The sequence below is a fragment of the Bacillus cereus group sp. MYBK220-1 genome (assembly GCF_051916445.1).
Taxonomy (GTDB): Bacteria; Bacillota; Bacilli; order Bacillales; family Bacillaceae_G; genus Bacillus_A; species Bacillus_A cereus.
Genome location: NZ_JBQAGQ010000003.1, coordinates 512,082 through 532,977, shown reverse-complemented (window position 1 = coordinate 532,977; position 20,896 = coordinate 512,082). Strand labels below are relative to the sequence as shown.

The window sequence follows — 20,896 nt, the reverse complement described above, 5'->3', positions numbered from 1 at the left end:
GTATACGTTTTCTTCCAACTTCTAAAAAACGGGGTACATCACCCCGTTTTTTTACAACCACAACCTCCGCCAGTACCACAACCTCCACCACAGCCACCAGCATCAAAGAATGGATTTCCTGTTGGCACTTTAATGGAAGAAGACACTTCCGAACCGATTGCTACACTAACTTCGTCTAATAACTTCTGCAAAGCAGTTTCTGCTCTTTTAAAAGCTGCAACCTTATCATGTAAGTCCACAGAACGCTTTAATTCTCTCATTTTCATTGACACGGTAGTATAGTCAGGATGGTATTTTCCAAAACGCTGTACTTCCTCATACCGTTCTTTCATCGCTGTAAATTGCTGAATGAGCGTCTGAAGTTCCATATCTTCATGTAATTCTCTATAATACTTACGATAATCTTCTGCTATATCTGAACAGATAATCGCTTTTGCAAGCTGCTCTGCCTTATCTAATATTAATACGCTTTCTAGCGTCGCTACAATCATGAGAGACACCTCCGAGTATCCATCATACCACATTTAGATTAGAACTACTAATTGAAGTGACTTACTCAAAAGAAAGATATAATGAAACTATTTTTACACTATATCCGTACACACTTATACATTAATATGTTCCGCTATATTATATTTAAGAACATCCCACTTTCCACTATTTTGTTTCACATAACTAATACACGCATTTTTTAATGGTGTCTTAAATGTAATTTCATCTGGTTCAATGGCATGTAAAATCGCTTTTATCGCGTGTGAGTGAGCAACAATAATAATACGTTTGCCAAAATGAGTTGTCGCAACATCTTCTAAAGCAGCAAAGCAACGAGCTACAATCTCTTCATCTCGCTCCATACCTTCTACTTTACCTTCAGCAATCAACTCTCTAACAGCCGCAACCGGCTTCCCTGAAGCTTCTCCAAAATTCCGTTCAACAAATCGCTCATCTAATAAAATCGATTGTAATCCAACTGTCTTTGCAATTTCATTAGCCGTTTCTTGCGCTCTAATTAACGGGCTACTTATAATGATATCCCACGTTTCTTCTTGTAAAGCAGCTGCACTCTGACTCGCTTGCTTCTTACCAACTTCATTAAGCGGAATATCTTCTCGCCCCTGAATAATTTCTTGAAAATTCCAATCAGTTTGTCCATGTCGTACTAAACAAATTTCCGTCATGCTGCAACTCCTTTTTAAATAATCAACCTCTATTGTAACAAAAGTTCTGCATGACGGACATATTTTTCACTTCCAATTAGGTTGCATTTTGTTGCTTCATATACTGAAACATATCAATCATGATCGAAGCAACGGCCAATTGATTTTGAAACTTTTCCACTTTATCTGGTATTGTTTTTTTGAAATGTTGCATCGCCGCTAACTCAAAAGCCTCTTTTTCTTCAGGATTTCGTGTTAATTTTCTATACCAGTACGGTTGCTCTCTAATATAGCGAGATAAATCCTCATCAACCTTTATAAACTCCATAATTTCTGCTCTCATCATCTTTCCCCCTAATCCTTTTGAAAGAAAAACGGGTTATTTTCTGAAGTACTTTGCTCTTGCTGCGTACGGTTACCTTGAAATTGCTGAATAACTTGTTGCACGCTCCCAATTGCACTCGTCACATTGGCTAAATGGTTCTGCATTTGTTCCACGTCCAACTTTTTAAAAAAAGAAAGCATTTGCCCCATCACATCAGCAGTTTTTTCCTCTTCAGTTCGATTATCTTTTTCTTTTTTATTTTCTTTTACCGAAGAAAACGCAGGCGCTCCATCCGGTCTATAAGTTGCCCATATTGGATCTTCTTCACCAAGTAAGTACCATTCTTCATAAAATTGTTGCCATGTTTTATGACCACTTCTAACCTCATGAACCATTTTAGGGTGATGGTTTACAAATTCTTTAAACTGTTGAACCGATGGATGTAACGGTCCTTTTGTTGTTGGCATAATCCTCACCTCTCCATGTATATCTACTATATAGTAAGAAAAAAAAGGCGCATGGTTCGCCTATTTTTAGACGATTCATGCACCTTTTTTTCTGCTATTTGCATACGGTCAGATTCCCACCTACAATTCAGTGAATACGAAGTAACTAATTTGGTGATGTTAACACCCCACCGCTTACAATTTCACTTTATTTTCGAATAAAGTTTTGTGTATAAAATTTATCGTATACACCAACACCTAATCCTGTAAATTGTTCATTTAATAAATTCTTTCTATGCCCCTCACTATTTAACCAACCTTGCACTGCCGCAATTCCATCACTATGTTGCGCCGCTATGTTCTCACCAGCAAGTTGAAATCCTACTTTCCCGCGCTGCAAACGATCTCCTAGTGTACCTAATGTAGGTGAGTCATGAGAAAAATAATTATTGTCTTTCATATCTTTACTGTGACCAACAGCAACATCTGCTGTTTCCTGATCCCATGTTAATAATGGTAATTTATGACGACTTCGAATGATATTTGTTAAATCAAAAATTTGTTGCATATTCCCATTTTCTACTTGTTTTATTTTTTCTGGAGTCAATGGTTGTTCTGCTATTAATTCACCTGAATAAACGAGCTGATACGGTCTTTGGCGTAATAAAGTTTCATCATCCATATAACGAACACCAACAAGCTCATGTGTAAATTGATCAAAATACAATTGCGCCCATCCATCTTCTACAGGTATTAACGGTTGTTCCATGACTTCGGTATCAGATAGCTCAAATTGATAACTATTTTTCCCTCTTTTTAATGAAATTTCATGCGAAAGCGGACTTTTTTTATATACTTCTTCATATTTTTCATTTATATAATAAGGTGGAACCTTAACTTGTTCACCAGCTGCGTATGCCGTTACAACTTTACGTTCAGAAACTCCAAATTGAACATACTGAGTTAAATCCTGGTTGTATACCCACCATTCATATCCGTATGCAGATGGCTCTATTCGAGAGGGTTCTCCCCACTTCGCTAATAAGTTTTCAGAGTCTTCACCAATCATATTTAAAACAGTGTCTGAGGAGTCTTCCTTAATTTGCTTTTTCTTTTTCACAATTTTATTTTCTTGCTTTGATTGAGATGGGGTTAATATATATTGTGAAACGAGTAATTTCCCGTATAAATCAACAGCTAAAATTAAAAATGTAATCATTACGATACGCAATAATTTCTTCAAACGATATACCTCCTGAACAAAACATAAAATTGAGATATACACAAATCCTTTTCTTTCTTTTTGTGTGTACCGTACTCTTTTCACTATATCATATTTTTGTGAAAAAAGTCTGGATTATCCCTTTTCTCTCAATATGAATTGCACTTTCTTATTATTCATACTATTATAAAAATAATGGTGTAACATTAAAAAAGGAGGTATTATATGCAATTTAAAAATACGAAATTTAATGGAGCCGTCGTTGAATTAACTCTTTTAACTGAAATCATGGAAAACAACCACTTCGTACTTGCCGGACAGTGGGATTATGAGCGAGTTACATACGATTATAAATTTGAAATATTAAAGGATGTTTATTATTTACGAGTGCAAGGAGTTGCTGTTGAAGGTGACATTGGCAGTAGACACGCTGAAGTAAAACTACTTCCCCCCTTATTAGGAAAACATTATTATCCTCACGGCGTTGAATATGGTGATGATGAGACTTTCCCAACGAATGTACTTCAAAAAAGCGAACAACTCCTACAAAATGTCGAAAAAGAGTTAAAAGAATTTCAAATTATTGATTAACAAAAACAAGCGCATCAATATGATGCGCTTGTTTTATTTCCCTTCCCTAAGAATGAATCGTTTTTTTTACTGGATATCCATAAATAGATCCATCTTTTACTTTAATCTCATCTTCCCAAGGAACCTTATATTTACCTTCAGCTAAATCTTTTACAAACGTATATGGATTTTCTTTCACCCCACCAGGAGTTGCTACATATCCTCTTGAACCTAGATTATATATATTATTTTCCAATCCCCATCCTAATCTAGCCTGATCTGCTAGTTCTGGATATACTTCAGCAGTAACAATCTCCCAAGGATTTCGATGTCCCTGTACTAAAGTAGTCCCATCAAAATTACATACTTGTCCTTCACCAAAGTAATAAAATACGCCATCATAACCCGCTAAGTTTACCGACAATGTATACATTAAATTCTGCCATGCATTTGAACGATTGGTTAGCATCCATTGTTCACTAACTTGTGTACTATATCCAGAAATACGAATTAAGACATTTGCACCTTTATAGGCCGCTTCACGAGCTACTTCAGGGAACATGCCATCATGACAAATACAAACAGCTAATTTACTTCCTCCAGGTCCATCACAAACAGGTAAGCCTAAATCTCCAGCTTTCCAAGGCTCGACTGGCACCCAAGGATTTAGCTTACGATACTTCAAAATCATTTCACCTTGTGGATCAATAATAACTGCTGTATTATATGGCTCTCCACCATCAGGATTTTTCTCCATTATTGAAAAAACACCATATACTTTAGATTCTTTACATGCCTCAGCAAATAAGTCTGTTTCTGGCCCAGGCACTGTGCATAAAAATTCTTCTGTAGTCCATTTTTTTGTATTGAGCCCTTGTGTACTATATTCAGGAAATACTATCAATTCTAAACCAGGGTAACCTGATTTGGTCGAATGAATTGTTTTTATGATTTGTTGAATTTGTTTATCAATGTCTGCACGCGATTCTACTACTGGTACTGGATATTGAATTAGTGCTGTCAAAAAACCACTAATCGGCTTTACCATACTTCCACTACTACCCATTTAAACTCCCCCTTAAAATAGTTCGTGTTTATTAAAGATAACAATATATATTTGTAACTCTCTAAAAAACTTGCACTACATATGGAATTATTACGCATGAAAGCTAGTAGTAAATTTTATCTCCACTTTTAGTACACGCCTACACTAACTTAACATAAAAAGTTAGAAAATTCAATCTTTTTAAGGTAGCTAAAAAGAAAAAGCGCATGGAATCCCATACACTTTTTTACTTAATCTGTAAATACGGCGGCAATTGTTGCAACTGCTCCTTATCCTTTTCACGTTCTCTACGTGCCCATCTAAAGAATACATAGCCTATAATTGTACCGTACACTATTTCCTGGACAATTTTCATTATGATACCACCAGTTTGCTGATCTTGTACGACTGGCATCCAGTGCAAAAATTCTGGTCCCGTTATATTTAAATCTGATAAAGTGCCCGCTGGTACACATAGTTCCATCGCTTTCATCCAAGCAGCCGGATCCGTATACGTTGCAAATAACGGGGCTGTCGCAAAAATGATTAACGCACATGCAGGCGTTAATAATATGCCGTTAGCAAACATATAACCAAGTTTCTTTATATCACTTAACGTTTGATATTCTGGTAATGGATTTAACATCGGCCACCACATCATGATTGCTGTAAAAAACAATATAGCGAGACAAATAGGATGAGCTATTTGACTTTGTTTTACCGTATCAAAAACAACTGGTAAATGATAAAAAGAAAACAGGCCGTTAAATACAAATAACGCAATAAGCGGTTTAGCAAATGCCTTTAATATAATTTGAACAAACTTAAAAGAAGTAATGTAACGATATAACCAAATTGGTATACCAAGCAACAGTAACGGTGGAACTGCAATATACATGACTGCCATTTCAAACATATGAGCACTAAATATAATATGGCCAATTAAATCAATAGGCCCTCCCTTTACAAAATACAAAAGAACAATACCAGTCGTAAAATAAAAAATTTGCTTCTTACTTACCTTCGTCGCATTTTCAAATCGCATTCTATATGGCCCAATAATTAAGAAGTACCCAATAAGAATCGAAAGCATAAATAATAAAAAGATTGGACTCCATAAAGCCTGAAAACCAAATATCCACAAGTTACTCATTTTCACACCTACCTTCGTAAGGTTATCTCATAATATGAAGAGGGAGCTGTGACAACACAAGCTCCCTTATTTTTCACTTTTCAAATCCACACGATTGTCATAAAAGCTAAAATTGTAATTAACCCTATTAGCAGACCAGAGTAAAGAAAGAAACTTGCTGCTTCATGTCCTTTATGACTCATATGCATAAAATAATACAATTGAAAAATTACTTGTACCACTGCTAATAGTAAAATAAACGGTACAGAGAAAATCGGACTAAAAGTTTTTGGATACGCCACCGCTACAAATGCAACTAATGTTAAAAAAATCATTAATGCAAACGTAATAACTTGATGCCTCATTTCCTCCGCACTTTTTCTCTTCCGATAAACAAGATCAACTTTAGGATTATTCGTTTGCTTTATCGCCATTGTTTATCCCACCATTCCCATTAAATATACTACAGTGAAAATAAACACCCAAACTACGTCAATAAAGTGCCAATAAATCGATGCAACATAAAACTTCGGTGCATTGTATAAATTTAGACCTCTCTTCGCATTTCTAAAGATTAATGTTAAAATCCAACATAACCCAAACAATACGTGGAGTCCATGTGTACCAACAAGAGCATAAAACGCAGAGCCAAACGCACTACTTCTCATAGTATGCTTAAATTCATGTGTATAATGATAAAACTCATATATCTCAAATCCTAAAAACCCTAAACCTAGCAATACTGTTACTAGTAACCAAAGCTGCATTTTCTTAAAGTTAAAGTTTTTCATGTGATACATCGCATATACACTCGTTAAGCTACTCGTTAATAAAAGCATCGTCATAATGAAAACGAGTGGCATTTGGAACATCTCTTGAGATGTTGGTCCACCATTTGTAGAATTCTTTAACGCTAAATATGTTCCGAATAAGGAAGCGAACAACACTGTTTCGCCTCCAAGAAATAACCAAAAACCGACAAACTTATTTTTCCCTTCAAGGGTTGCTTTTTCAGGCTCTGCTGGAAATGTTTCATTCGTTAATTTTTCATCTACATGCATTATGCCTTGCCCCCCTTATCCTCTAAATCTTCTTTATGAATATGATACCCATGATCATCAATTACTGAACGTAGGAACATTGTGCCAAATGTAATGATTAAACCAATAATTGCTACTAATAACCAGAACTTATCTTTTCCGCCCTGCATATACATCGCACCAAATGCCGCTATAAACAATCCGAAAGAAATGACAAATGGTGAAAACGAAGGATTTGGCATATGAATATCACCAACTGGTTCCGCTGCTGTCATTTCTTTATTACCTTCACGTTTTTCAATCCAAAACGGATCTAATCCGCGAACAAATGGTAATTGTTTAAAGTTATATTCTGGTGTCGGTGCTGGCATTGTCCATTCTAATGTACGTGCATCCCACGGATCACGACCAGCTTTTTCTTTTGATACTGTCGTTTTAATTACATTGAATAGAAGAACAATCGTTCCAAGAGCCATAAACACCGCTCCGATGGAACTAATCATATTCCCCATTTCCAACCCTTGCCCTTCAAGATATGTGTAGTAACGGCGTGGCATACCAATCAAGCCAAGGAAATGCTGAATAAAGAAAGTTAAATGGAAGCCGATAAAGAATAGCCAAAACGTTATCTTTCCTAATGTTTCATTTAATACTTTATTAAACATCAGTGGCCAATAATAATGAGCTCCTGCAAGTAAACCAAATACAACACCGCCAACGATTACATAATGAAAATGCGCTACTACGAAATAGTTATCATGAAATTGATAATCAGCTGGTGCAGATGCTAGCATAACCCCTGTAACTCCACCCATTACGAATGATGGAATGAAAGCTACTGCCCACATCATTGGTGTCGTAAAACGAATACTTCCGCCCCACATTGTAAAGAGCCAGTTGAATATTTTGATACCAGTCGGAACCGCAATCGCCATTGTTGCAACTGAGAAAATAGCATTAGCAACTGGACCAAGTCCAACAGTAAACATATGGTGCGCCCATACCATAAATCCTAAAAATCCAATTAATACAGTCGCAAACACCATCGATGAATAACCAAACAATCGTTTTTTCGAAAATGTTGCGAAGATTTCCGAGAATATTCCGAAAGCTGGGAGTATAAGAATGTATACTTCTGGATGACCGAAAATCCAGAATAAATGCTCCCATATAATTGTATTCCCGCCCAATGCCGGATTAAAGAAACTTGTTCCAAATAAACGATCTAACATTAAAAGTCCTAATCCTACAGTTAACGGCGGAAAAGCGAATAATATAAGCGAAGATGTTACAAATGTTGTCCATGTAAACATCGGCATACGCATATACGTCATTCCTGGAGCGCGCATATTAATAATGGTTACAAGGAAGTTAATTCCTCCAATTAGTGTACCAATACCTGAGATTTGCAAGCCGAGTACATAGAAATCAACACCATGACCTTTAGAGGCTAAAGCTAAAGATGCATAAGATGTCCATCCTGCATCAGGTGCTCCACCTAAAAACCAACTTAAATTTAAAAATACTCCACCAAAGAAAAATAACCAAAATCCGAGTGAATTCAAAAACGGGAACGCTACATCACGTGCACCAATTTGAAGTGGTACAGCGGCGTTCATAAATGCAAACACGAGTGGCATAGCTGCGAGGAAAATCATTGTTGTACCGTGCATCGTTAATACTTGATTATAAGCATCCCCAACAAGAAAAGCGTTGTTAGGAATCGCTAATTGAAGGCGAATAAATAGAGCTTCTATTCCGCCTATTACAAAAAACAATCCACCTGCAATTAAATAGAGAATGGCAATCTTTTTATGGTCTACTGTCGTTAAATAATCCCATATGACAGCACCCATCCCCTGTTTTTTTGCTACAGAACTCACGTTTTCAACCTCCCCTTCGCGAATAGTCCCTCTTTACTTTTCAACTTTTAACGTTTGTAAGTATGCATTTAATGCATCAATTTGATCATCCGTTAAGTTGCCATATTTGCCAGTCATTTTGTTTCCTGGCTTCATATTTTCAGGATCTTTCAGCCATTTTTTTAAGTTTTCTTCATTGTTTTCGGCAATACCGGCAACCATATCGCGATCCGCAAAGTTTGCTAAGTTTGGTGCGATACGAGCGGAAGGTGGTCTACTATCATTAGATCCAACTGCGTGACAACCAATACAGCTTTTATTAAATATTTCTTGGCCCTCTTGCGCCTTTGTTGAAGCTACTTCTTTCTTCCCATCAATCTTCTTCATATCAGCAAGCCATTTTTTGTACTCGCTTTCATCTAAAGCTTTCACTTTAAATTGCATTAAAGAATGTGATGGGCCGCAAAATTCTGTACAAAAACCATTATAAGTGCCCGATTTATCTGCCTTTAACCACATTTTGTTCACATTGTCTGTATTTGTATCCATTTTCCCTGCTAAAGATGGAACCCAAAATGAGTGTTTAATATCGGCACCCTTCAAATTTAAATACACTTTCTTACCTGTGGGGATGACCAAATCTTGCGAAGTTACTATCTTTTCTGATTTATAAGAAAATTCCCACCAATAAAGATTCGCTGTTACATCAACAACGATAGTATCTTTATCAATATTCTTTTTCTCCATCGCACTTACATCAGCAAGTTTGAATGTATATGTAACTGTTGGAACAGCTAAGATTAGTAAAAGAATAATCGGAATAACTGTCCATATAATTTCTAGCTTGTGATTCCCTTCAACTTGCTCTGGAATATAATCTTCCTGACCTTTCTTTTGTCGGAAACGCACAATTACATATAAGAAAATAATAGTAACTACTAGTACTACTCCTACCATGATTGCACTCGCCAGTAGAAGTAAATCATATTGCATTTTTGCTACTTCTCCTTGCGGAATTAAAGTAGATTGAAAGGCTTTACCGCATCCCCCTAACAGTAAAGCCAGCAGTGAAACGAACGAAAGCAGTCGCCACTGTTTCTTCATACAAACAACCCCCACTTTCCTTGTGAATTAGATTGTACTTTATAGTTAAGTAAAGTAAATCTCAACGTAAAGAAATCCAATTATGTCGTTGTCTTAGAAGAATGTAACTACAATCATTGATACAAATAAGATTGTTAAATAATTTAGGGAATAAACAAACATTTGCACGGACCATTTGATGTCATCTTTCTTACGGAAGCCATAAAATCCTAAAACGATCCATCCGATGTTAAGCAGTGTTGCAATTACCATAAATGTTATCCCTAGTCCACTCATATAAAATGGTAGTGGTAATAAACATACTGTCCAAATCATAATTTGGCGTTTCGTAATTTCAAATCCATGAACTACAGGAAGCATTGGAATTCCTGCATTTCGATATTCATCAACACGTTTCATTGCTAATGCAAGGAAATGTGGGATTTGCCAAATAAACATAATTAAAAATAACATCCAAGCAATTGGATGGCCTAAAGATGGATCGATTGCTGCCCATCCAATTAAAGGAGGAACTGCACCAGATATACTACCTACAACAGTATTTAGTGTATACTTTCTCTTTGTCCATAAACTATATAGAACAACATATGTGAAAGCACCAATAAATCCCATTAAGACTGCCATTGGTGTTGTTAATAATAAAAATACAAAACCAAGAAGTAATATGACTAGTCCAAATGTAAGTGCAAATCCTGGTTTATACTTTCCAGTAACCGTTGGACGGGTCTTTGTTCTTTCCATTAATGGATCGATGTCTCGATCAATGTAGTTGTTTAAACAACATACCCCTGCCATAACTAATCCAGAACCAACGATTGTAAAGAATAACTTATCCAGATTGTCCATTACACTTAATCCATTAAAGTGTAATGCCAACCAAAATCCTGTAAATACAGTAAGTGTATTTGAGTTTACAATCCCCATTTTAACGAGTGCTTTTAAATCTTGTAACCGAGTTGTTTCCGGTACACTTGTAACAGCGGACTCATCATGCAGCTCACTTGTTGCATGGTTCATCACTCTAACCCCCTCTTAAAACTTTCATCTTTCTTTTTGCGCATATTTCAAATGAAATAATTCGCTTCTATATAGCAATATTATTACAGTAGAAACATTGTTAACCCATTCTACTACTAATCTACGCTCATACTCCAATATATTAAATCATATTTCCCGAACATTTTGTGAAGAAAACATGAACTTTTTGTGTCGAATATAAAAAACTTCATTCTGACTTGTCCTTATCATAACATGATGTTACCTTCTATAATAAACTATTTTGTCCTATTTAACACGTATTCTCCCCATTTCTTTTCAAAATAGCCTATTTTTCACCCAAAATTTTCCTTAGGAACCCTGTTTTTACACCTGTTTTCTCCCCATTTCCTTCCTCCTCCATTTCTTTGCTATTTTATTATTTTTTATATATCATAGGAACTAGCGCGTTTTATTCTATACATAATGGAATGAAAATATTTCGCAATAACTTCATAGCAGAAAGATGGTGAAAGAGATTGCAACGCTTTATTAAATGGTTAGCAGTCATTACAAGCCTTGATTTATTAATAGTTTTATTAGGAGGCGCTTTAGTTACAAAAACAGGTTCTGGTCAAGGTTGTGGTAAATCATGGCCACTTTGTAACGGTGAATTTGTTCCATCTAATTTATCAATGGAAACTATTATTGAACTTAGCCACCGATTAACATCAGGATCAGCTGGAATTCTTGTCACTCTCCTTTGTATTTTGTCCTGGAAATATTATAAACATGTGCGTGAAACAAAAACGTTAGCAATTTTATCCTTCGTATTTTTAGTTGCACAAGCATTAATGGGAGCAGCAGCAGTTGTTTGGGGCCAAATGCCCGCTGTACTTGCTATCCACTTCGGTATTTCCTTAATTTCATTTGCTTCTGTCATTTTATTAACGTGTCTTATCTTTGAAATTGACCAAAAATTTGATGCACGTTCACTTATTATGGACAAAAAAATGAAATTTCATATTTATGGTGTAACAATTTACAGTTATATCGTCGTCTACACAGGCGCTTTAGTACGTCACGAACGAGCTAGCTTAGCCTGTCCAGACTTTCCTTTATGTAGCAAAAACAGACCTATGCCAACTCAACTACATGAATGGGTTCAAATGGGCCATAGAGTTGCAGCGATGTTAATTTTCGCTTGGATACTATACGCGATGATTCTCGCTATTCGCCATTACAAACAGCAACCTGTCGTATATTGGGGATGGATCATTTCATTTATCCTTGTTACACTTCAAGCTGTAGTAGGAGTTTTAGTTGTATTTACAAACGCTAGTTTAGCGATGGCATTGTTACATTCTCTATTTATTTCTTGCTTGTTTGCTGTACTATGCTATTTAGTTATGTTAGGAACAAGAAGTAAAGTGAATGCAAAAGAAGCTGCATCAACTTCTAAACAAACAAAATAATATAAAACTAAAATTCCTTGCCGAATTGGCAAGGGATTTTTTTGCAATAAAAAAAGAGCTGTATTTACACAGCCCTTTTTTTATTTTAGTGATCTAATTCAATAAGTAAATCACCCGTTTGAATTGCATCACCATCGTTAACATATACTTTCTTCACTTTACCATTGAACGGCGCTTGAACTGTCGTTTCCATTTTCATCGCTTCTGTAATTGCCATAGAATCGCCTTTTTTCACTTCGTCGCCTTCTTTTACAACTACTTTAATTACCGTTCCTGGCATCGTTGCACTAATATGATTTGGATTCTCACGGTTTCCTTTCACACGTTGTGCAACTGTTGCTTTTACACTCTCATCTTTCACGATAATTTCACGTGGTTGACCGTTGAATTCCAAGTAAAGAACACGGTTTCCATCCGGCTGAGGTTCTCCAATTGATACTAGTTTAACCATCAATGTTTTACCCTGTTCAATTTCTACATCAATTTCTTCACCTAGTCTCATACCATAGAAGAACGTCGGTGTATCAAGTACAGATACATTTCCATAAAGCTCAGCAACTTTTTCATAATCCATAAATACTTTTGGATATAAAGCATATGCCACTACATCAAAAATCGTTACTTCGCGTCCAAGTTTATGGAATAATTCTTCTTTTAACGCTTCGAAATCTACTGGCTCTAGTAATTCACCTGGTCTTACTGTTAATGGCTCTTTCCCTTTTAAAATAATCTTTTGTAATTCTTTCGGGAAACCACCGTACGGTTGACCTAAATCACCAGAGAACATTTCAACAACAGACCCTGGGAAGTCCATCGCATGTCCACGCTCTAAAACATCTTGTTCTGTCAGATGGTTCTGAACCATAAATAATGCCATATCACCAACAACTTTTGATGATGGCGTTACTTTTACAATATCTCCAAACATGTCATTCACACGGCGGTACATTACTTTCACTTCATCGAAGCGATCTCCTAAACCAACCGCCTTCGCTTGTTGCTGAAGATTACTATACTGCCCACCCGGCATTTCATGCATATATACCTCTGTATGCGGCGCATTCATACCACTTTCAAACGGTGCATAGTATTTGCGTACATCTTCCCAATAATGAGATAGTTTTTCTAAAGAATCTATATTAACATCTGGTTGTCTTTCGTTTCCACCTAATGCATAGTATAGCGTGTTCGCACTTGGTTGTGACGTTTGACCAGCCATAGAACTCACTGCTACATCGACGATATCAACACCCGCTTCAATTGCCTTCGTATACGTTAATATACCATTTCCACTCGTATCGTGCGTATGCAGATGAATTGGAATCGACACTGTCTCTTTTAATGCAGAAACTAAATCATATGCTGCATTTGGTTTTAGTAAGCCTGCCATATCTTTAATACCTAAAATGTGAGCTCCTGATGCTTCTAACTCTTTTGCTAAATTTTTATAGTAATTTAAATCATATTTACTACGCAGTGGATCATGAATATCCCCTGTGTAGCACATTGTTGCTTCTGCAATTTTACCAGTGTCTCGTACAGCGTCAATTGCAACTCTCATGCCTTCCACCCAGTTTAAGCTATCAAAAATACGGAATACATCAATGCCTGCTTGAGCAGAACATTCCACAAATTTTTGAATTAAATTATCTGGATAGTTTTTGTATCCAACTGCGTTTGAAGAACGAAGTAACATTTGGAATAACACGTTCGGCATTTTTTCACGAAGATCTAGTAATCGTTCCCATGGATCTTCTTTTAAGAAACGATACGCAACGTCAAATGTTGCACCGCCCCACATTTCCGCTGAGAATAGGTTCGGTAACATTCTCGCTGTTGGCTCCGCAATTTGATGTAAATCTTTTGTACGAATACGAGTTGCAAGTAATGACTGGTGTGCATCACGGAATGTTGTATCCGTTAAAAGTACACGCTTTTGATCCTGTACCCATTTTACTAATCCGTCCGCTCCACGCTCGTCCAAAATTTGTTTCGTTCCATTTTGGATTGGCTCTGAATGTTTTAAACATGGAATACGAGCATCTGGGAATATTGGTTTTTCTTTTTTACCTACCCCTGGGAAACCATTTACTGTTACTGTACCAATGTAATTTAACATTTTCGTTCCACGGTCTTTACGTTTCGGGAACAAGAACAATTCAGGTGACGCATCGATAAATGAAGTATCATATTCTCCTGATAAGAAGTTTTTATGTTTTACTACATTCTCTAGGAATGGAATATTTGTTTTAATACCACGAATACGGAATTCTTTTAAGTTACGTTCCATTTTTGCAGCAGCTTGCTCAAAAGTAAGTGCCCAAGTTGTAACTTTTACAAGTAAAGAATCGTAGTACGGTGTAATAACTGCACCTTGGAAGCTATTTCCTGTATCAAGACGTACACCAAAACCACCGCCTGATCGATACGCCATAATTTTTCCTGTATCCGGCATAAAATTATTTAGCGGATCTTCAGTTGTTACACGAGATTGAATTGCAAATCCATGTACAACTACTTCCTCTTGCTTCGGAACACCTACCATTTTGCTATGTAATGCATGTCCATCAGCTATTAAAATTTGTGATTGAACAATATCTACTCCCGTAATCATTTCTGTAATCGTATGTTCTACTTGAACACGTGGATTTACTTCAATAAAGTAAAACTCATCATCTTTTACAAGGAATTCTACTGTTCCTGCATTTAAATAATTTACATTTTTCGTTAACTTCACAGCAGCATCACAAATACGCTGACGCAGATCATCTGAAAGTGATACACTCGGTGCAATTTCTACAACTTTTTGATGACGACGTTGTACAGAACAGTCACGCTCGTATAAATGAACAACATTGCCTTCTTCATCTGCTAAAATTTGTACTTCTATATGTTTAGGTTTTTCAACGAATTTTTCGACGTAAACTTCATCATTACCAAAGGCTGCTTTCGCTTCTGATTTCGCTCGATTATATGATTCTCCTAATTCCTCACTAGTACGCACAATACGCATACCACGACCGCCACCCCCAAGGGATGCTTTAATAATAATCGGGTAATCATACTTTTCAGCAAATTTTTCGACTTCTTCTAATGAATTTACTGGACCATCACTACCAGGTATAACTGGAATTTGTGCTAGCTGCGCTTGTGTTCTTGCTTTCACTTTATCTCCAAACATATCTAAATGCTTACTTTTCGGACCGATAAAGATAATTCCTTCTTCTTCACAACGTTTAGCGAATTGAATATTTTCTGACAAGAAACCATATCCAGGGTGGATTGCATCTACATGATTACTTTTTGCAATCTCAATAATGCCTTCAATATCTAGATAAGCATCAATTGGTTTTTTTCCTTCCCCAACTAAATAGGACTCATCGGCTTTATAGCGATGATAAGAACCACTATCCTCTTTAGAATAGATTGCAACTGTTTTTAATCCAAGTTCCGAACAAGCTCGAAACACACGAATTGCAATCTCTCCACGGTTAGCTACCAATACTTTTTGAATACGTTGCAGCTTTGTCATGATTTTCCCCCTCTACTTTCCTACCACTCTAGAGATAAAATATATACACACCTTAAAAAGCGTGAAGTTCTTCACTTTCCACATTATATTATACTTAGAAAGCTTCACTTTATTTTTATCCATCATACCTTATTTTTTAACAAATGATAAGTTTTCTGTGCAATTTGTTTCACAAAAATAGTATAGCATACCTCTTCCTTTTCTAACAACTTAATTGTATATCACATTAAACTAAATGTGATATATCGTTTAACCGAAAGATATATTAATACATCACATTTAAAACTACTTAAAAATAAAAACACATCATGCTCTAAAGCACAATGTGTTTTTATTTTACAACTACAAGATGTGGTCCATTTTGTTCTTTTTCTTTCATTAATCCATTCTGTTGTTTCTCTTGTCGTTTCACGTGACTAGCAATATTGAGTAGTATCCCCATCGCAAGTAGATTAGCTAATAAAGAACTACCACCGTAACTGACAAACGGTAATGGTACTCCGGTAAGTGGTATTACTCCAGACATACCACCAACATTAATAAACGTTTGAACTCCAAACAAGCTTGCAATTCCGATAGCTATTAAACTTCCAAATGGATCTGTACACTTTTGTGCGACTCTAAATGATCGAATAATTATAAGCAATAAACAAATCAAAATGATTGCTACGCCTATAAAACCAAGTTCTTCCGATATAATTGCCATAATAAAATCCGTTTGTGGTTCTGGTAAATAACCATACTTTTGCACACTATTTCCTAATCCCCTACCATTAAGCCCTCCAGAAGCAATTCCAATAAATGAATTTACCAATTGGAATCCATCCTTTTGAGGATCATTAAACGGATCAAGGAAAACAGAAAAACGTGCCTTTTGATATGGATTTAATGCATAATTGCCAAGAAGATATAGTGCCGGAATCCATACTATAGAAGTTAAAGCAATTCGTTTAATCCATAAGTTAACCTGTACTCCCGAACAAAGGAACATAATTCCTACTGTTCCTGCAATTAACAAATCAGTACCTAAATCATTTTGCTTTAATATTAAAAACATGATTATACCAACACCAATGAGTACTGGACCTGACCCTTTGAAAACAGGTGTATTCGTTTCTTGTCTTTTCGCAAAAAAATGAGCTAATATGAGGATAACCGTTATCTTTACAAATTCCGCAGGCTGTATTCCAAATATCCATCCGTTTGCACCGTTTACTGACTTAGTGAAAAAGGCAGCTGCAGCTAATAAAGCAACACTAGCACCGTAGCTCCCCAACAAAAAAATTCGTTTTCTCCAAACTTTATATGGGATAGTAGCAATAATTATTAATACTATTGTCCCAGCAACTAAAGTAATTAATTGTCTTTTAAAAAAGAAATTTGCTGGTTTATCAAATCGCGAAATCGCAACAATGGAACTAGAACTATATACCATTATTACCCCCAGCACACATAAGATAACAAGAGGAAGTAACAATGAATAATCCATTGATTTCCATACTTTTTTCATTTCATTTCCTCTTTCTGTTTCAATTTAATTATTGTTGTATTCCATATGTACATTGATTCTTCCTGCTTTATTATACAAATAAAAAGCTCAAACTAATTTAGTTTGAGCCCCCTTATTTGAACCCGTTATTGTTGTTTGTTTGTAAATGCTTCATGAAGTGCAGATAACTCACGTTCGAGCTCACCTAACATTGCTTTCCCTTGTTCTTCTGCAATAAGACCAAGGCGAACTGCAAAATCGACCTCGCGGGATAGTCCAAACATTTGTGTGTCTAACACTTCTTCATATAATGGACATTGCGGCATTGTAAGATGGTCCATTTGCACCTTAATAAGTCTTAAAATCTTCTCTGCATCCGCTTGTAGAAGGGCTAGTGCCTTTTCCTGATGATTTGCTACTGTCTCAGACGCCAAATTGATTCCCTCCGTTTCCGTCCTACTCTCCTCTATCCTATCTATTAATATTAGCGATAGTTTTAATAAATTGCAATAGAAACATTTTTTGTGACAACAGTGTCTAATACTATTATACTGAAAAGTGGGAGTATAACACAAATGGGGGAACAACAATGAGCGAAATTTTATTTATTAACGGAAAAGTACGTTTTCCAATCACTATTGATCCAACTGTTTGGATCTTTGATGATCGAAAAGTAGATTTGACAACTTACTTTGATGAAACTAGAGAAAACACGTCTGAACTAGAAACTTATTTAAAAAACACTTCAGAACATTGGGATCGCGAAATCCGTGATGGTGCCGCTTTTCCTCCAATACAACAAAGTGTGAAGAAATATAAAAAAGAACAGCTGATTACTGGAACATTTGGTATACCATTTCATCCATTCCTTGCTAACGCTGAAATTTTAGAGGACGCTACGCAAGTTGAAATTGAAACGGTAGATCATACAATGACACTTCCATTAGAAACTGTCAAAAATGCTATACTAGGCTTTTCAAAAGAAGGAAAACCATTAAAAGAAGACGGGCCTGTTCATCTCTATTTCAATGATGGATCTAATCAACAAAATCCAATCCGTAACATCCGTAAATTTACAATTATTTAAAGAAAAGGAGTGAGCTTAAGCTCACTCCTTTTTACAATAAATCTGCTGCTAGTTGAGCTAAATTAGATCGCTCTCCTTTAACAAACTTCACATGACCACTAATACGCTGTTCTTTAAACTTCTCTACAACATACGTTAAGCCATTATTATATTCATCTAAATATGGGTGATCAATTTGCTGAGGATCTCCCATCAATACAATCTTACTCTTTTCCCCTACCCTAGTTAATATCGTTTTCACTTCATGCTTTGTTAAATTTTGTGCTTCGTCAATGATAATGAACTGATCTGGAATACTTCTCCCGCGTATATAAGTAAGGGCTTCTACTTCAATCGAACCCATTCCCGCTAGAATAGCATCTAACTCTCCTGGCTTTTTCGTATTAAATAAATACTCTAGGTTATCAAAAATTGGCTGCATCCATGGTCTTAATTTTTCTTCTTTTTCTCCTGGTAAATAACCGATATCTTTTCCGACTGGAACAATTGGTCTTGCCACAAGTAATTTTTTATATAACCCTAAGTCTTCTGTTTGCATAAGTCCCGAAGCTAACGCAAGTAACGTTTTTCCTGTGCCGGCTTTCCCCGTTAACGTTACAAGCGGAATATCTTCACGAAGCAACAATTCTAATCCCATAATTTGCTGCACGTTTCGTGGTCGTATCCCCCACACTTGTTCATTGTGAAAAATAAGTTTCTTTACCTTCTTCCCTAAGTGATCCACAATGCCAAGCGCAGAACTAGAGCCCCCTAATGCATCTTTCATTACTACAAATTGATTTGGGTAAAAAGGATGATTCGCAATTTCAGATAGAGGCAATTCACCTTTCTCATAAAAATAATCCAATTGTTCTTTTGATATATATCCTTCTAAAAAACCAGAATATATATTTTCTACTTCAATTACGCGATCACTTAAATAATCTTCAGCCTTCAAACCAATTGCATCAGCTTTTACCCTTACGAGTACATCTTTACTTACTAAAATAACAGACTTCCCGTCCTCTTTTTCCTGTTCTTCTAAAGATAGATTTTTTGCTACAGCTAAAATTCGATTATCATTTGTTTTTTCTACAAAAATATCTTGTAGTTGCACAAATGAACGATGGTTCAATTCAATACGAAATGTTCCGCCGTTTTCTAGCGGGATACTTTCATGCAGCTTTCCTATTTCACGAAATTTATCTATTAACTTAGATACATAACGAGCGTTTCTTCCTACTTCATCCATATAACGTTTTTTCGAATCAACCTCTTCTAATACAACTGCTGGAATCACTACTTCATTGGTTTCAAATGAAAAAATAGATAAAGGATCCTGCAAAAGTACATTCGTATCTAACACATAAATTTTATCCAACCTGTTACCCCCTGACTCCACTTTTAAATTTGTAGAACAAGGGTTTCATCCATAAAATATGGACGAACCATTGTTATAATTATATGTACCGTGTAAACGAGGTAGAATCGAAAATCATAGTCATTAAACCTTTTATTTATTCTTTATTCATTTCTATTCAATATATTACTTTTTATTATAATTATTAACGTTAAATCACAATAACCGACTACAAAAGTGAATAAACGAATTTCTTATTTAGCATCTTTATAATTCTCTTATCCCTACTAAGACTTCGTTATCCAGCTTTTTCGCTGCCCGAAGATCATATGTTTTTTCATATGTTGGTTCAATTGCAAGTTTCGCTCCATAAAACATAACATCACGCACTTCTTGCACCTTTACTTCTATTACAGTTAATTTTAGAGAAATACCTTCCATTCTATCTGTCAAAATTTCACCTGCACCACTTATAGAAAATACGGATTCATTCGCCATTATAGTCAATACCACACCTGTATTATGACGTATATTTTCCACAATACGTGAACGTTGATCTACTGCAAATCGAATACTAGTTTTACTCACTGCATACACCCAAGAAATAGCACTTACGTTAGGAACTTGTTTTTCGAAATCTGTCGTTGCTATCATAACAATACACTCTTTACGCAACGTTTGTACTAAATCCTCTGTTAAGGTAGGCTCTACTACATTCGCCATATTTTCACCTCCAAATATACTTGGTATATCCTTATCATAACTTATTTTTTGAATTGCGAAAATATTATTTTTTCCCACTATTATTCAAAAACATTATACTTCCATGATATACTTATACTGATAGAATTCGTATTGAGGTGACGAAATGAGAGTCAAATGTATGATTTGTGATAAAAAAGATATGTTAGATGATGAAAATCCTATGGCAAAAAAACTGCGTAATCGCCCTATTCATACATATATGTGCATGGAATGTTCGGAACGAATTGCAGAGCGTACAATGGAACGTCATGCAAGTGGTAATTTCCGATTATATCGTGATAAAAAAATCGAAGATGATTGGTAAAATGTAAATAAGTCCTTACTCATATAG

General features: G+C 35.8%; 21 protein-coding genes. 4 read left to right on the top strand and 17 right to left on the bottom strand.

Features of this window, described 5'->3' with window-relative positions:
* Positions 1-38 precede the first annotated feature (38 nt).
* The 5 genes from ACTFRU_RS16575 to ACTFRU_RS16555 all read right to left on the bottom strand — a co-directional run bounded on the left by ACTFRU_RS16575 (position 39) and on the right by ACTFRU_RS16555 (position 3,171).
* Positions 39-491: a YlbF family regulator gene (locus tag ACTFRU_RS16575; protein WP_000634366.1), complete on the bottom strand. Its 453-nt coding sequence runs from the start codon at positions 489-491 to the stop codon at positions 39-41.
* Between the two features lie 114 nt (positions 492-605).
* On the bottom strand, positions 606-1,178 hold the full coding sequence (locus ACTFRU_RS16570; protein ID WP_000134946.1) for a histidine phosphatase family protein: 573 nt from the start codon (positions 1,176-1,178) through the stop codon (positions 606-608).
* 76 nt (positions 1,179-1,254) lie between these two features.
* Positions 1,255-1,500 (bottom strand): YlbE-like family protein, encoded by a 246-nt coding sequence (locus ACTFRU_RS16565; protein WP_264622622.1) that lies wholly within the window; start codon positions 1,498-1,500, stop codon positions 1,255-1,257.
* 11 nt (positions 1,501-1,511) lie between these two features.
* Positions 1,512-1,949: a YlbD family protein gene (locus tag ACTFRU_RS16560; RefSeq protein ID WP_001143346.1), complete on the bottom strand. Its 438-nt coding sequence runs from the start codon at positions 1,947-1,949 to the stop codon at positions 1,512-1,514.
* Positions 1,950-2,136: 187 nt separating this feature from the next.
* Positions 2,137-3,171, bottom strand: coding sequence for a CAP domain-containing protein (locus ACTFRU_RS16555; RefSeq protein WP_000735378.1), 1,035 nt, complete (start codon positions 3,169-3,171; stop codon positions 2,137-2,139).
* A 204-nt stretch (positions 3,172-3,375) separates the two neighbouring features.
* Here ACTFRU_RS16555 and ACTFRU_RS16550 point away from each other — a divergent pair, with 204 nt between their 5' ends.
* On the top strand, positions 3,376-3,741 hold the full coding sequence (locus ACTFRU_RS16550; RefSeq protein ID WP_025709069.1) for a YugN family protein: 366 nt from the start codon (positions 3,376-3,378) through the stop codon (positions 3,739-3,741).
* A gap of 46 nt (positions 3,742-3,787) precedes the next feature.
* Here the strand turns inward: ACTFRU_RS16550 and ACTFRU_RS16545 are convergent, their stop codons facing one another.
* The 7 genes from ACTFRU_RS16545 to ctaB all read right to left on the bottom strand — a co-directional run bounded on the left by ACTFRU_RS16545 (position 3,788) and on the right by ctaB (position 10,920).
* Positions 3,788-4,786, bottom strand: a complete 999-nt coding sequence (locus ACTFRU_RS16545) for a formamidase (protein ID WP_000535802.1) — start codon at positions 4,784-4,786, stop codon at positions 3,788-3,790.
* 226 nt (positions 4,787-5,012) lie between these two features.
* On the bottom strand, positions 5,013-5,918 hold the full coding sequence (gene ctaG / locus ACTFRU_RS16540; RefSeq protein WP_000069022.1) for a cytochrome c oxidase assembly factor CtaG: 906 nt from the start codon (positions 5,916-5,918) through the stop codon (positions 5,013-5,015).
* Positions 5,919-5,998: 80 nt separating this feature from the next.
* Positions 5,999-6,331 carry a cytochrome c oxidase subunit IVB gene (gene ctaF / locus ACTFRU_RS16535; RefSeq protein ID WP_000985706.1) on the bottom strand — a complete coding sequence of 111 codons (333 nt, stop codon included), beginning with the start codon at positions 6,329-6,331 and terminating at the stop codon, positions 5,999-6,001.
* Positions 6,332-6,334: 3 nt separating this feature from the next.
* Complete coding sequence (ctaE, locus tag ACTFRU_RS16530; RefSeq protein ID WP_000557861.1) at positions 6,335-6,958, bottom strand: cytochrome c oxidase subunit III; 624 nt, start codon at positions 6,956-6,958, stop codon at positions 6,335-6,337.
* Positions 6,958-8,793, bottom strand: a complete 1,836-nt coding sequence (gene ctaD, locus ACTFRU_RS16525; protein ID WP_153578907.1) for a cytochrome c oxidase subunit I — start codon at positions 8,791-8,793, stop codon at positions 6,958-6,960. Before ctaD ends, ctaE begins: the two co-directional genes overlap by 1 nt.
* 60 nt (positions 8,794-8,853) lie before the next feature.
* Complete coding sequence (gene coxB / locus ACTFRU_RS16520; protein ID WP_000745268.1) at positions 8,854-9,903, bottom strand: cytochrome c oxidase subunit II; 1,050 nt, start codon at positions 9,901-9,903, stop codon at positions 8,854-8,856.
* A 93-nt stretch (positions 9,904-9,996) separates the two neighbouring features.
* Positions 9,997-10,920 carry a protoheme IX farnesyltransferase gene (ctaB, locus tag ACTFRU_RS16515; RefSeq protein WP_001015058.1) on the bottom strand — a complete coding sequence of 308 codons (924 nt, stop codon included), beginning with the start codon at positions 10,918-10,920 and terminating at the stop codon, positions 9,997-9,999.
* 497 nt (positions 10,921-11,417) lie between these two features.
* Here ctaB and ctaA point away from each other — a divergent pair, with 497 nt between their 5' ends.
* Entirely contained in the window at positions 11,418-12,353 is a 936-nt protein-coding gene (gene ctaA / locus ACTFRU_RS16510) for a heme A synthase (protein ID WP_001188742.1), read from the top strand.
* A gap of 85 nt (positions 12,354-12,438) precedes the next feature.
* Here the strand turns inward: ctaA and pyc are convergent, their stop codons facing one another.
* The 3 genes from pyc to ACTFRU_RS16495 all read right to left on the bottom strand — a co-directional run bounded on the left by pyc (position 12,439) and on the right by ACTFRU_RS16495 (position 17,808).
* Complete coding sequence (gene pyc, locus ACTFRU_RS16505; protein ID WP_000164085.1) at positions 12,439-15,885, bottom strand: pyruvate carboxylase; 3,447 nt, start codon at positions 15,883-15,885, stop codon at positions 12,439-12,441.
* Between the two features lie 331 nt (positions 15,886-16,216).
* Entirely contained in the window at positions 16,217-17,395 is a 1,179-nt protein-coding gene (locus tag ACTFRU_RS16500; RefSeq protein WP_016123290.1) for an FtsW/RodA/SpoVE family cell cycle protein, read from the bottom strand.
* 125 nt (positions 17,396-17,520) lie between these two features.
* Positions 17,521-17,808 carry a YlaN family protein gene (locus ACTFRU_RS16495; RefSeq protein ID WP_000135694.1) on the bottom strand — a complete coding sequence of 96 codons (288 nt, stop codon included), beginning with the start codon at positions 17,806-17,808 and terminating at the stop codon, positions 17,521-17,523.
* 155 nt (positions 17,809-17,963) lie between these two features.
* On the opposite strand from ACTFRU_RS16495, the gene ACTFRU_RS16490 reads away from it, so the two are divergent.
* The gene (locus ACTFRU_RS16490) at positions 17,964-18,461 is read left to right on the top strand and encodes a hypothetical protein (protein WP_001289809.1); all 498 of its coding nucleotides are present in this window, start codon (positions 17,964-17,966) and stop codon (positions 18,459-18,461) included.
* Between the two features lie 31 nt (positions 18,462-18,492).
* Here the strand turns inward: ACTFRU_RS16490 and ACTFRU_RS16485 are convergent, their stop codons facing one another.
* Together ACTFRU_RS16485 and ACTFRU_RS16480 are read right to left on the bottom strand one after the other, a co-directional pair.
* Positions 18,493-19,821, bottom strand: a complete 1,329-nt coding sequence (locus tag ACTFRU_RS16485; protein ID WP_000358083.1) for a PhoH family protein — start codon at positions 19,819-19,821, stop codon at positions 18,493-18,495.
* A gap of 246 nt (positions 19,822-20,067) precedes the next feature.
* A complete protein-coding gene (locus ACTFRU_RS16480) occupies positions 20,068-20,523 on the bottom strand; it encodes a pyridoxamine 5'-phosphate oxidase family protein (protein WP_000024596.1) in 456 nt (151 codons plus the stop codon).
* A gap of 145 nt (positions 20,524-20,668) precedes the next feature.
* Here ACTFRU_RS16480 and ACTFRU_RS16475 point away from each other — a divergent pair, with 145 nt between their 5' ends.
* Positions 20,669-20,869, top strand: a complete 201-nt coding sequence (locus tag ACTFRU_RS16475; protein WP_002082250.1) for a YlaI family protein — start codon at positions 20,669-20,671, stop codon at positions 20,867-20,869.
* The last annotated feature ends 27 nt before the right edge of the window (positions 20,870-20,896 follow it).